Genomic DNA, 13,402 nt, shown 5'->3' with positions numbered 1-13,402 from the left:
AGATTTCCCATCGCGTTAGGCGAGTAAGATCCCTCGAAGATGACGAGGTCGATAGGTCCGAGGTGGAAGCGTGGCGACACGTGGAGCTGACGGATACTAATCGATCGAGGGCTTAACCTAGAAAAGCAGAGGCCGCCTGCCTACCGGCGAAACGCGCTGGAGGGCCTGCGAGGAGGCTCGAACCAAGCAAAGCTTGGTTCTGCGTGGGTGGTGTCACAGGAGCGTATGCAATGTGTCGCCGCCGCAGCAGGACCGAAGCGTCGCGAGCCGATGGCGGCCGGAGCTAGACAAAAAGCGGAAGCGCCGCGGCTTCTTCCCCCACACGGTTATCTAGTTTTGAGGGAATGATCCCACAACATTATATCGCCTAGTGGTGATAGCGGAGAGGAAACACCCGTTCCCATCCCGAACACGGAAGTTAAGCTCTCCAGCGCCGATGGTAGTTGGGGCCAGCGCCCCTGCAAGAGTAGGTCGCTGCTAGGCCAAACAAAGAAGCACGTCTTTTCCTTTAGGAAAAAAGACGTGCTTTTTCGTTTATCAGCAGGCTGATGTTTCGTTAGCTGAAAAAACGGATATTCTATAGTTAGTTTGACTTCTCCCGTAACTCTTGCAATTTTTCATCATACATTATATAGTAAAAGTAAGGTCAAATATAGTCAAAGTCAACAAGAAGGCGATGATGCCGGTTTCTCTCTATAGGCCATCTGTTACTGGATGGCAGCTGGTTTCATCGCCAAGCAGCTCGGTTGTGAGGAAGGTGGGAGGTAGAGTGCCCAACATTTCCGACATTATTGAGCAATATTTAAAGCAAGTACTCAATATGAGCGACCAAGATATCGTGGAAATTAAACGAAGCGAGATCGCTAATAAGTTTCAATGTGTTCCATCGCAAATTAACTATGTCATCAATACGCGGTTTACGCTTGAGAGAGGATATATCGTCGAGAGTAAGCGCGGTGGCGGCGGATATATCCGCATCATGAAAGTGAAGACGAAAAGCGAGGCCCAGCTCATTGATCAGCTGCTCGAGCTCATTGGCCACCGCATTAGCCAGTCGAATGCTGAAGATGTGGTAAAACGTCTTGTTGAAGAAAAGGTGATTTCGGAGCGGGAGGCGAAAATGATGTTAAGCGTGATGGACCGCTCCGTTTTATACATTGGCTTGCCCGAGCGGGATGAACTGCGGGCGCGCATGTTAAAGGCGATGTTGACGTCGCTGAAGTACAAGTAGGGGAGGGGGAGACGTTGATTTGTCAAGAATGCAAGCAGCGACCGGCGACGATGCATTTTACGAAAATTGTCAATGGAGAAAAAACGGAATTCCATCTTTGTGAACAGTGTGCCAAAGAGCATGGGCATATGTTTATGCTCTATGGCAATGATGACTTTCCGCTCAATAACCTGTTAGCAGGGCTGCTCAACTTCCAAGCCCCGATGAAAGAAGTGACGGCGAACGCGTTTCCGAATCCGGATTTGCTTCAATGTGAGACGTGCAAAATGACGTATCATCAGTTCACGCAAATTGGACGGTTCGGCTGTGCGGACTGTTATCGGACGTTTGCCCGCTACTTGCCGCCGATTTTGAAACGGCTTCATAGCGGAAATACCGCCCACTCAGGGAAAATCCCGAAGCGAAAAGGCGGCGTTCTCCATTTGCGCAAGCAGCTTGCTTTGCTGAAGCAAAAGCTTCAAGAGCTGGTCGCCCGCGAGGAGTTTGAACGGGCAGCCGAAGTGCGCGATCAAATCCGCTCTTTAGAGGACGAACTTCGCCAACGCGGAGAGGGGGAGATGTAGCGGTATGTCGTTTGAGAAGTTTTTCAATACGGCGGTCAGCTCTTGGATGAGCCAAGAGGGACCAGATTCGGACATCGTTTTGAGCAGCCGCATCCGGCTGGCTCGCAATATTGTTGATTTCCGCTTCCCGACGCTGTTTAACAGCGAGGAAGCAAAACAAATCGTCGCTCTGTTTGAACGAACGTTTGCCCATCGTTCATACGGGGGGGCAGGCCGCTTTGAGCTGCTGAAAATGTCGGAGCTTCAGCCGATTGAAAAACGGGTATTAGTAGAAAAGCACTTAATTAGTCCGCATTTGGCGGAAGATTCCCCGTTTGGCGCCTGCCTGCTTTCGGAAAATGAAGAAATTAGCATCATGATCAATGAAGAAGATCATATCCGCATCCAATGCTTATTTCCAGGGCTGCAGCTTGCTGAGGCGCTCGAGGCGGCGAGTGGATTGGACGATTGGATTGAAGGGCACGTCAACTATGCCTTTGATGAGCGCCTTGGTTATTTAACGAGCTGCCCCACCAATGTCGGAACGGGACTGCGGGCGTCTGTGATGATGCATCTTCCGGCGCTCGTATTGACGCAACAGATCAATCGCATTATCCCTGCCATCAACCAGCTCGGACTTGTCGTCCGCGGGACATACGGGGAAGGAAGTGAGGCGTTGGGGAATATATTCCAAATCTCCAACCAGCTTACGCTTGGAAAGTCGGAAGAGGACATTGTCGCTGATTTGCATACGATCGTTCAGCAGCTGATCGCCCAAGAAAGAGCGGCCCGTCAGGCATTAGTGAAAACTTTAGGCATACAATTAGAAGACAAGGTGTTCCGTTCATACGGCATATTGGCCAACTGCCGCGTCATCGAGTCGAAAGAGGCGGCACAATGTTTGTCAGATGTGCGTTTAGGGATCGATTTAGGATATATCAAAAACATCCCGCGCAACATTTTAAATGAACTGATGATTTTAACGCAGCCAGGTTTTCTGCAGCAATATGCCGGCGGGGCGCTTCGCCCTGAGGAACGGGATGTCCGCCGGGCGGCGTTAATTCGGGAACGTTTAAAGATGGAAGAACGAAGAAAGATGGAGGGTGATGAACGATGATGTTTGGCAGATTCACGGAACGGGCGCAAAAGGTGCTGGCGTTGGCGCAGGAAGAAGCCATTCGCCTTGGCCATAACAATATTGGCACGGAACACATTTTGCTCGGACTGATCCGCGAAGGCGAAGGGATCGCTGCTAAAGCGCTCATGGCGCTCGGACTTGGCCCGGATAAAATTCAGAAAGAAGTTGAGTCGCTCATCGGCCGCGGCAGCGAGGTATCGCACACGATTCACTACACGCCGCGGGCGAAAAAAGTGATTGAGCTGTCGATGGATGAAGCGCGGAAGCTCGGTCATTCGTACGTCGGCACAGAACATATTTTGCTTGGACTGATCCGCGAGGGCGAAGGAGTGGCGGCCCGCGTGTTGAACAACTTAGGGGTGAGCTTGAACAAGGCGCGTCAACAAGTGTTGCAGCTGCTCGGCAGCAATGAATCGGTATCAGGGCACGGCGGCGGAGGCGCCTCGCATGTAAGCACGCCGACGCTTGACAGCCTCGCCCGCGATTTAACGGCGATCGCCCGTGAAGGGCGGCTTGATCCGGTCATCGGCCGGAGCAAAGAAATCCAGCGTGTCATTGAAGTGTTGAGCCGGCGGACGAAAAACAACCCGGTGCTGATCGGGGAGCCGGGTGTCGGGAAAACAGCAATCGCCGAAGGATTGGCTCAGCAAATTGTCAATAACGAGGTGCCGGAAACGCTGCGCGACAAACGGGTCATGACGCTCGATATGGGTACGGTTGTCGCCGGGACAAAATACCGCGGCGAATTTGAAGACCGGCTGAAAAAAGTGATGGACGAAATTCGCCAGGCGGGTAACATCATTTTGTTCATCGATGAGCTTCATACGTTAATCGGCGCCGGCGGAGCCGAAGGGGCCATCGATGCGTCGAACATTTTAAAACCGGCATTAGCGCGCGGGGAACTGCAATGCATTGGCGCGACAACGCTTGATGAGTATCGGAAATACATCGAGAAAGATGCCGCGCTCGAGCGCCGCTTCCAGCCGATTCATGTCGATGAGCCGACGGTGGAAGAATCAATCCAAATTTTAAAAGGGCTGCGCGACCGCTATGAAGCGCATCATCGCGTCTCGATTTCCGATGAGGCGATCATTCAGGCAGTCAAACTTTCCGACCGGTATATTACCGACCGGTTCCTGCCGGATAAAGCGATCGACTTGATTGATGAAGCTTGCTCGAAAGTGCGTCTCCGTTCGTTCACGGCGCCGCCGAAACTGAAAGAACTGGAGCAAAAGCTTGAAGAAGTGCGAAAAGAGAAAGATGCGGCCGTGCAAAGCCAAGAATTTGAAAAAGCGGCGTCGCTGCGTGATATGGAGCAGCGGCTGCGTGAAGAGCTTGAAGAAACGAAACGTGCGTGGAAAGAAAAACAAGGCCAAGAAAATTTGGAAGTGACGGTCGAAGACATTGCCGCGGTCGTCTCGAGTTGGACCGGGATTCCGGTATCGAAGCTGGCCGAGACGGAAACCGAGCGGCTGTTGAAACTGGAAGAAATTTTGCATTCGCGCGTCGTCGGCCAAGACGAGGCGGTCAAAGCGGTGGCCAAAGCGGTGCGCCGCGCCCGGGCTGGCCTCAAAGACCCGAAACGCCCGATCGGTTCGTTCATTTTCCTCGGCCCGACCGGCGTCGGGAAAACGGAATTGGCCCGTGCATTGGCCGAGGCAATGTTTGGAGATGAAGATGCCCTCATTCGCATCGATATGTCCGAGTATATGGAAAAACACTCGACATCGCGGCTCATCGGTTCGCCGCCGGGGTATGTCGGCTACGAAGAAGGCGGCCAGCTGACCGAAAAAGTGCGCCGCAAGCCATACTCGGTCGTTCTGTTGGATGAGATGGAAAAAGCGCACCCAGACGTGTTTAACATTTTGCTGCAAGTATTAGAAGACGGGCGGTTAACCGACTCGAAAGGGCGGACGGTCGACTTCCGCAACACGATTATCATTATGACGTCCAACGTTGGCGCTGATGCGCTGAAACGGAACAAGTACGTCGGCTTTAACATTCAAGATGGGAACCAGCAATATAAGGACATGAAAAGCAAAGTGATGGATGAACTGAAAAAAGCGTTCCGTCCGGAGTTTTTGAACCGGATCGATGAAATTATCGTCTTCCATTCGCTCGAAAAAGACCATCTGAAACAAATTGTCCGCCTGATGGCCGATACGCTTGTGAAACGGCTGAGAGAACAAGATATTGACCTTGAACTGACCGAGGCAGCCATTGAGAAAATTGCCGCCGAAGGGTTTGATCCGGAATACGGTGCCCGTCCGCTGCGCCGCGCCTTGCAAAAACATATCGAGGACCGTTTGTCTGAGGAATTATTGAAAGGCACGATCGCCAAAGGGCAAAAAGTCGCCGTCGATGTTAAGGATGGAGAGTTTGTTGTGTTGTCGAAACAGGCGGTCGTGTAAAGAAAAAAGGTATGCGGCAGCTTGCTGCCCATACCTTTTTTCTATGGAAACCGTTGTAGAAAGGGTTAGACGGATGGTGAAAAAGAAAACGAAATTTGTTTGCCAAGAATGTGGGTATGAATCAGCCAAATGGCTCGGCCGCTGTCCGGGCTGCCAAACGTGGAATTCGTTCGTTGAAGAAATTGAGCGAGCGAAACCGGCTGCGCGCGGGGCGTTTCTTCATTCTGAGCCATCGGGGCCGGCCAAACCGGTTCCGATTACAGCCGTTACGGCGGCGCAAGAGCCGCGCATTGAAACGAACAGTGCGGAGCTCAATCGCGTGCTCGGCGGGGGAATCGTCAAAGGCTCGCTTGTCTTAATTGGCGGCGATCCCGGCATCGGCAAGTCGACGTTACTGCTGCAAACATCAGCGCGGCTCGCCGCGGCCGGACATACGGTGTTGTATATATCCGGTGAGGAATCGGTGAAGCAAGTGAAGCTGCGCGCCGGGCGCCTCCATGCCGAGTCCAATCAACTGTATGTGTTAGCGGAGGCGGATTTGGAATATATTGTAGCAGCGATTGAAACGATTCAGCCTGCCTGTGTGATTGTCGATTCCATTCAGACGGTGTACCGGACGGATATTACGTCGGCGCCGGGCAGCGTCGCCCAAGTGCGCGAGTGCACCGCTGAGCTGATGAAAATCGCCAAGACGAAAGGCATCGCGATTTTCATTGTCGGCCATGTGACGAAAGAAGGGGCGATCGCCGGGCCGCGTCTGCTCGAGCATATGGTCGATACGGTTCTTTATTTTGAAGGGGAACGGCATCATACGTACCGCATTTTGCGGGCGGTGAAAAACCGCTTCGGTTCGACGAATGAAATCGGCATTTTTGAAATGCGTGACATCGGGCTGCGAGAGGTGGAAAACCCGTCGGAAGTGTTTTTGGAAGAGCGGTCGCGCGGGGCGGCTGGCTCGACGGTTGTCGCGGCGATGGAAGGGACGCGCCCGGTGCTCGTTGAAATTCAGGCGCTCGTTTCGCCGACGAGTTTCGGCAATCCAAGGCGGATGGCGACCGGCCTCGACCATAGCCGCGTATCGCTGCTCATGGCCGTGCTTGAAAAGCGGGTCGGTCTGCTGTTGCAAAACCAGGACGCCTATTTGAAGGTGGCTGGCGGGGTAAAGCTTGACGAACCGGCCATCGATTTGGCGGTCGCTGTCAGCATCGCCTCGAGTTTCCGCGATCGGCCAACCAACCCGGCCGATGTCATTATCGGTGAGGTCGGCTTGACCGGGGAGGTGCGCCGTGTTTCCCGCATTGAACAACGCGTGCAAGAGGCTGTCAAATTAGGGTTTTCCCGCGTCATTGTGCCGAACAACAATTTGACTGGCTGGCAGCCGCCTGCAGGCGTCAACGTGATCGGTGTTTCGCATGTGGCCGAGGCGCTCGAGCATACGATGTTATAAACCGAATCAAATGACCGAACCTTTTTCTCTAGATGGACGTAAGAAATATAGTGGGGGTTGAAGCAAATCGGCCCGCTGCACGGGCACCCGTCGCTTATGATTACAAGTAGGTGTCAAATGTTCAAAAATGGTTAAAAATTGCCTTCCAATTGGTTTCAAACATTGGAAACTGTTTATAATGTTAGGTAGGGAGGTGAAGATGAGCCGATGGTCAAACGCGTTGTACAATTATTTTTTCTCGCGGTGGGCGGAACGTTGGGGGCCATGTTTTTGCCCGATTTGCTTGAGCTGTTGAATGTAAGCGACATGCCGCTTGTCAATAATTCCTATACGTTGGCGGTGTTAGGCGCGGTTGTTTTCTTTTTGTTGACGTTTTGGCTTGTCGATTATGTCGTCGATATGGTCCGTTGGGCTGAGGAAACGCTGGTAAAGGCGCCGGCCGCTGACGTGCTCTTTGGCAGTATCGGGCTGATTTTTGGTCTTATTATCGCGTTTTTAGTCGTTATGCCGTTGCAGTCGTTTCGCATTCAAGTGTTGAATACGGTGTTGCCGATTTTTTTGACCGTGCTGCTTGGCTATTTAGGATTTCGCGTTGGGTTAAAGAAACGGAATGAGCTGATGAACTTATTTTCTCTTTCCAATCGAATGACGAAGAAAAAAGGCGGAGAAGTGGAAAACGAAGCGCCGAAAGGCGGAGCGGTAAAAATTTTAGATACGAGCGTCATCATTGACGGGCGGATCGCAGACATTTGTCAAACCGGGTTTCTCGAAGGGCCGCTTGTTATCCCCCGTTTTGTATTAGAGGAGCTCCAGCATATCGCTGATTCTTCCGACGTGCTAAAGCGAAACCGCGGCCGCCGTGGTTTGGATATTTTAAACCGCATCCAAAAAGAGATGGCGATGAAAGTGGAGATTCACGAAGCGGATTTTAGTGACGTCCAAGAAGTCGACAGCAAGCTCGTTAAGTTGGCGAAACAACTCCAAGGTGTGGTCGTCACGAACGATTTCAACTTAAACAAAGTGTGTGAGCTGCAAAACGTGCGCGTCCTCAATATCAACGATTTAGCGAACGCCGTCAAACCGGTCGTGCTGCCGGGCGAAGAGTTGAACGTGCACGTCATCAAAGACGGGAAAGAGCATAACCAAGGTGTCGCCTATTTGGATGATGGGACAATGATCGTTGTTGAAGATGGCAAAGAATATATCGGCAAACGGGTTGACGTTTTGGTCACGAGCGTGTTACAAACATCTGCGGGGAGAATGATTTTTGCCAAACTGAAACTGCTGCAAAAGGCGCTGTAAAAAGAACAGGGGAAACGTCCAATGAACTACGAAGCGATCGTATTGGCGGCCGGACAAGGGAAGCGGATGAACGCCGGCATGAACAAGCAATTTATTGAACTTGGCGGCGAGCCGCTCATCGTCCGGACGCTGAAAGTGTTCGATGGCGATGAGCGGTGCACCAGCATTGTGCTTGTCGTCAACCCGGCCGAGCGAAGCCGATTTGAGCAGCTGCTCTCGCGCTTCCGCATCCGAAAGGTGGCGGCGTTCGCCAACGGCGGACAGGAACGGCAGCATAGCGTTTATAACGGATTGCAGGTGCTGAAGGGCGGGGAGATTGTCCTCATTCATGACGGCGCCCGTCCGTTTGTTCGCATCCGGCATTTGCATGAGCTGGCTGATGCCGCGGTTCAATACGGCGCGGCCATTCCGGCGGTGCGGGTGAAAGACACGATCAAAAAAGCGAGCGGTTTGTTTGTCGAACAGACGATTGATCGTTCCAGCTTGTGGGCGGTGCAAACGCCACAAGCTTTTCGTCTGTCTTTAATCATGGAAGCGCACGAAGAGGCGAAAAAAGCCGGTTACCTCGGCACAGATGATGCCAGCCTTGTCGAACGGCTCGGCAGGCCGGTGAAAATCTTGGAAGGGGACTATCGCAACATTAAGCTGACAACCCCGGAAGATCTTTTATTTGCTGAGGCGATTTTGGCGAGCCGCATTGCGGAGTAGATGGGGGTGAAGAGATGTTTCGCATTGGACAAGGGTTTGACGTCCACCAACTGGCTGAAGGGCGTCCGCTCATTATCGGCGGCGTACATATTCCGTATGAGAAAGGGCTGCTTGGTCATTCCGATGCCGATGTGCTGCTTCACGCGGTGGCGGATGCATGCCTTGGGGCGATTGGCGCCGGCGATATTGGACGGCATTTTCCCGATACGGATCCGCGCTATAAAGATGCTGACTCAACCGAGTTGCTCGCGCACGTATGGGCGCTCGTCCGGCAAGAAGGGTATACGCTAGTTAATGCAGACTGCACCATTATCGCACAAAAGCCGAAGATGGCGCCGTACATCGAGGACATGAAGACGATGATCGCCCGGCTGCTCGAAGCCGAGCGTTCGCAAGTGAATGTGAAGGCGACGACGACAGAAAAACTGGGATTCACTGGGCGCGAAGAAGGCATTGCCGCCCAGGCGGTCGTATTGCTGCAAAAGAGCGGGGCGTAATATTAGGGTGCTGCGATGCCATATGATGACGCTTAGGAAGTGGCAGCATGACGGATCCGGAAGCGTTCCGGCCTCGTGTTTTTCCGCCGGGGCGTGAAGGCGTCGAGCGGAAGAGGCCGGCGTCCGACGGCACAGCGCTGATGAGGCGAGCTGTCCGTTTTGAACTTTGCCGCGATAAACGGTACAATAATAGCACAAGTTTTTGATGAAAGTGGAGGGGTTGGACGATGGCAAAAGACGTGCGCGTACGCTATGCGCCGAGCCCGACCGGTCATTTGCATATCGGCGGGGCGCGGACAGCGCTGTTTAACTATTTATTTGCCCGCCATCACGGCGGAAAAATGGTCGTCCGCATCGAGGATACGGATATTGAACGGAACGTTGAAGGCGGCGAAGAGTCGCAGCTTGAAAACTTACAATGGCTCGGCATTGATTATGATGAATCGGTTGATAAAGACGGTGGCTACGGGCCGTATCGGCAGACGGAGCGGCTAGACATCTACCGGAAGTATGTAAACGAATTGCTCGAACAAGGGCATGCGTACAAATGTTTTTGCACACCGGAAGAGCTCGAGCGGGAACGGGAGGAGCAGCGGGCGGCCGGTATTGCCGCTCCGCAATACAGTGGCAAATGCCGCCATTTAACGCCGGAGCAAGTCGCTGAACTTGAAGCCCAAGGGAAGCCGTATACGATCCGCCTGAAAGTGCCGGAAGGGAAAACGTACGAAGTGAACGATCTAGTGCGCGGCAACGTGACGTTTGAGTCGAAAGACGTCGGCGATTGGGTCATTATGAAGGCGAACGGTATTCCGACGTACAATTTTGCCGTCGTCATTGATGACCATTTGATGGAAATCAGCCATGTGTTCCGCGGCGAGGAGCATTTGTCCAACACGCCGAAACAGCTCATGGTGTATGAATATTTCGGTTGGGAGCCGCCGCAGTTCGCCCATTTGACGCTGATTGTCAACGAGCAGCGGAAAAAGCTGTCCAAGCGCGATGAATCGATCATTCAGTTTGTGTCGCAATATAAAGAACTCGGCTATTTGCCGGAGGCGATGTTCAACTTTTTCGCCCTCCTTGGCTGGTCGCCGGAAGGGGAAGAAGAAATTTTTACGAAAGACGAACTGATCCGCATTTTTGACGTCGCCCGACTGTCGAAATCGCCGTCGATGTTTGATACGAAAAAGCTGACATGGATGAACAATCAATATATCAAAAAGCTTGATCTCGACCGGCTTGTCGAGCTGGCGCTGCCGCATTTAGTGAAAGCGGGGCGCCTGCCGGCAGACATGAGCGATGAGCAGCGGCAATGGGCGCGCGATTTGATTGCCTTGTACCAAGAGCAAATGAGCTACGGAGCGGAGATTGTTCCGCTGTCCGAGCTGTTCTTTAAAGAAGAAGTCGAATATGAAGACGAAGCCCGCCAAGTGCTCGCCGAAGAACAAGTGCCGGATGTGCTTTCTGCCTTTTTAGCGAACGTGCGGGAGCTTGAACCGTTTACGGCCGATGAGATTAAAGCAGCGATCAAAGCAGTGCAAAAATCGACTGGACAAAAAGGGAAGAAGCTGTTCATGCCGATCCGCGCCGCAGTGACCGGGCAAACGCACGGACCGGAGCTGCCGTTTGCCATTCAGCTGCTCGGCAAACAAAAGGTGATCGAACGGCTCGAACGGGCGCTGCAAGAAAAATTTTAGTTGATCTTGTATGCACGTTTGCTTTGCAGCTGTGGTATAATAATACAAAGTTTGTCGGTTGAACAAGCACACATAATGATAAAGCGTTGACGAGGAGAAGTAGGTGACATCGGCATTCCAGAGAGAACCGTCTTGGCTGGGAGCGGTTTATGCCCGATGTTGTCTGAAATGCGCCTCGGAGCCTCCTTTCGAACCGGAACAGAGACGTTCTGCAGTAGAGGGGAGCGGAGCATCTCCGTTATCGGACTCGAGCGAGCGAAACGGCGCATCCGTTTCGCTAAACAGAGTGGAACCGCGCCAAAAGCGTCTCTGTGTCTTCGGCACAGAGACGCTTTTCTATTCATCATCAAATGGGATGGAGGGAGGACATTATGTTTAAAACATTAAAAGAAGACATCGAAGTCATTTTCGAACAAGACCCGGCAGCAAGAAGCTATTTGGAAGTGATTTTAACGTATTCCGGGTTGCATGCCATCTGGGCGCACCGGATCGCCCATGCGCTTTACAAACGGAAATTTTTCTTTCTTGCCCGTTTGATTTCGCAAATTAGCCGCTTTTTCACCGGCATTGAAATCCATCCGGGCGCAAAAATCGGCCGCCGCTTTTTCATCGATCACGGCATGGGAGTGGTCATCGGCGAGACGTGCGAAATCGGCGACAACGTCACTGTCTATCAAGGGGTTACATTAGGTGGGACAGGAAAAGAAAAAGGGAAGCGCCATCCGACGATTAAAGATAACTGTTTGATCGCTGCCGGCGCGAAAGTGCTCGGTTCGATTACGATCGGGGAAAACTCAAAGATCGGCGCAGGGTCGGTTGTGTTAAAAGACGTGCCGCCCAATTCGACGGTTGTCGGCATCCCTGGCCGCGTTGTCGTGCGCGATGGGGTAAAGGTGAGAAAAGATTTAAACCATACCGATTTGCCGGATCCGATCGCCGACCGGTTCCGGGAGCTTGAAGCCGAAATCGCCCGGCTGCAAAGCGAGCTTGAGGCATTGAAACACCAAGAAAGGAAGAACGAATATGAGCAGCATCCGGCTTTATAATACGCTGACGCGGACAAAGGAAACGTTTGAGCCGCTCGAGCCGAACAAAGTGAAAATGTATGTTTGCGGCCCGACGGTCTATAATTATATTCATATCGGCAATGCCCGCGCCGCCATCGTCTTTGACACGATCCGCCGCTATTTGGAGTTCCGCGGCTATGATGTGACATATGTGTCCAACTTTACGGATGTGGATGATAAGCTGATCAAGGCTGCCCGCGAGCTCGGCGAGAGCGTTCCGGCGATCGCGGAGCGGTTTATTGAAGCGTATTTTGAGGACATTCAAGCGCTCGGCTGCAAAAAAGCGGATATCCATCCGCGCGTGACGGAAAATATCGGAACGATTATCGAATTTATTCAAGCGCTTATTGATAAAGGGTATGCGTACGAAGTTGACGGCGACGTATACTATCGGACGCGCAAGTTTCAAGGCTATGGCAAACTGTCGCACCAGTCGATTGACGAACTGCAGGCGGGAGCGCGCATCGAAGTGGGGGAAAAGAAAGACGATCCGCTCGATTTTGCCCTTTGGAAAGCCGCCAAAGAAGGAGAGATTTCTTGGGACAGCCCATGGGGGAAAGGGCGGCCCGGCTGGCATATCGAATGCTCGGCGATGGCGCGCAAATATTTAGGCGATACGATCGACATTCATGCCGGCGGCCAAGACTTGACGTTTCCGCACCATGAAAACGAAATTGCCCAGTCGGAGGCGCTGACCGGCAAACCGTTTGCGAAATATTGGCTGCACAATGGGTATTTAAATATTAACAACGAAAAAATGTCCAAGTCGCTCGGCAATTTTGTGCTCGTTCATGACATCATCCGGCAGATTGATCCGCAAGTGTTGCGTTTCTTTATGCTGTCGGTGCACTACCGCCACCCGATCAACTACAGCGAGGAGCTGCTTGAGAGCGCGCGGCGCGGGCTCGAACGGTTGAAGACAGCATACGGCAACTTGCAGCACCGGCTTGGAGCGAGCACGAACTTAACCGACAACGATGAGGAGTGGCTTTCGCGCCTTGCGGATGTCCGTGCCTCGTTCATTCGTGAAATGGACGATGATTTCAACACCGCCAACGGCATTGCTGTCCTGTTTGAACTCGCCAAGCAAGCGAACTTGTATTTGCAGGAGAAAACGACGTCTGAGAACGTCATTCATGCGTTTTTGCGCGAGTTTGAGCAGCTGGCGGATGTGCTCGGCCTTACTTTGAAACAAGAAGAGCTGCTTGACGAAGAAATTGAGGCGCTGATCCGCCAGCGCAACGAAGCGCGGAAAAACCGTGACTTTGCCTTAGCCGACCGCATCCGTGACGAGCTGAAAGCGAAAAATATCATTTTGGAAGATACGCCGCAGGGGACGAGATGGAAACGGGGATCGTAAAC

General features: G+C 52.6%; 11 protein-coding genes, 2 rRNA genes and 1 other annotated feature. All 13 genes read left to right on the top strand.

All coding sequences use genetic code 11. The annotated features are described in order from the left end of the window. Positions 1-120: ribosomal RNA gene (locus B9L21_RS15385) — 23S ribosomal RNA — on the top strand; the annotation flags it as partial. Positions 121-366: 246 nt separating this feature from the next. After that, positions 367-483 (top strand): 5S ribosomal RNA (gene rrf / locus B9L21_RS15380). 286 nt (positions 484-769) lie between these two features. Next, the gene (gene ctsR / locus B9L21_RS15375) at positions 770-1,231 is read left to right on the top strand and encodes a transcriptional regulator CtsR (RefSeq protein WP_063167019.1); all 462 of its coding nucleotides are present in this window, start codon (positions 770-772) and stop codon (positions 1,229-1,231) included. 14 nt (positions 1,232-1,245) lie between these two features. Then, complete coding sequence (locus tag B9L21_RS15370; protein ID WP_063167018.1) at positions 1,246-1,794, top strand: UvrB/UvrC motif-containing protein; 549 nt, start codon at positions 1,246-1,248, stop codon at positions 1,792-1,794. 4 nt (positions 1,795-1,798) lie between these two features. Next, positions 1,799-2,890: a protein arginine kinase gene (locus B9L21_RS15365; protein WP_063167017.1), complete on the top strand. Its 1,092-nt coding sequence runs from the start codon at positions 1,799-1,801 to the stop codon at positions 2,888-2,890. Beyond that, the gene (gene clpC, locus B9L21_RS15360; RefSeq protein ID WP_063167016.1) at positions 2,887-5,322 is read left to right on the top strand and encodes an ATP-dependent protease ATP-binding subunit ClpC; all 2,436 of its coding nucleotides are present in this window, start codon (positions 2,887-2,889) and stop codon (positions 5,320-5,322) included. The genes B9L21_RS15365 and clpC overlap by 4 nt, the downstream gene beginning before the upstream one ends. Positions 5,323-5,395: 73 nt before the next feature. Continuing rightward, positions 5,396-6,769, top strand: coding sequence for a DNA repair protein RadA (gene radA, locus B9L21_RS15355; protein WP_063167015.1), 1,374 nt, complete (start codon positions 5,396-5,398; stop codon positions 6,767-6,769). A gap of 207 nt (positions 6,770-6,976) precedes the next feature. After that, positions 6,977-8,071 (top strand): PIN/TRAM domain-containing protein, encoded by a 1,095-nt coding sequence (locus tag B9L21_RS15350; protein WP_063167014.1) that lies wholly within the window; start codon positions 6,977-6,979, stop codon positions 8,069-8,071. A gap of 21 nt (positions 8,072-8,092) precedes the next feature. Further along, positions 8,093-8,779, top strand: a complete 687-nt coding sequence (gene ispD / locus B9L21_RS15345; protein WP_063167013.1) for a 2-C-methyl-D-erythritol 4-phosphate cytidylyltransferase — start codon at positions 8,093-8,095, stop codon at positions 8,777-8,779. Positions 8,780-8,793: 14 nt separating this feature from the next. Further along, positions 8,794-9,276 carry a 2-C-methyl-D-erythritol 2,4-cyclodiphosphate synthase gene (ispF, locus tag B9L21_RS15340; protein ID WP_063167012.1) on the top strand — a complete coding sequence of 161 codons (483 nt, stop codon included), beginning with the start codon at positions 8,794-8,796 and terminating at the stop codon, positions 9,274-9,276. A gap of 227 nt (positions 9,277-9,503) precedes the next feature. After that, positions 9,504-10,973, top strand: a complete 1,470-nt coding sequence (gene gltX, locus B9L21_RS15335) for a glutamate--tRNA ligase (protein ID WP_063167011.1) — start codon at positions 9,504-9,506, stop codon at positions 10,971-10,973. Between the two features lie 77 nt (positions 10,974-11,050). Next, positions 11,051-11,287, top strand: a binding site (T-box leader). Positions 11,288-11,323: 36 nt separating this feature from the next. Then, positions 11,324-12,019 carry a serine O-acetyltransferase gene (gene cysE, locus B9L21_RS15330; protein WP_089135017.1) on the top strand — a complete coding sequence of 232 codons (696 nt, stop codon included), beginning with the start codon at positions 11,324-11,326 and terminating at the stop codon, positions 12,017-12,019. Then, on the top strand, positions 11,997-13,400 hold the full coding sequence (gene cysS / locus B9L21_RS15325) for a cysteine--tRNA ligase (RefSeq protein WP_063167009.1): 1,404 nt from the start codon (positions 11,997-11,999) through the stop codon (positions 13,398-13,400). The genes cysE and cysS overlap by 23 nt, the downstream gene beginning before the upstream one ends. Positions 13,401-13,402: the final 2 nt, after the last annotated feature.

This window comes from Geobacillus uzenensis (assembly GCF_002217665.1).
Lineage (GTDB): Bacteria > Bacillota > Bacilli > Bacillales > Anoxybacillaceae > Geobacillus > Geobacillus subterraneus.
This window is presented reverse-complemented; position numbering and strand designations above follow the sequence as displayed.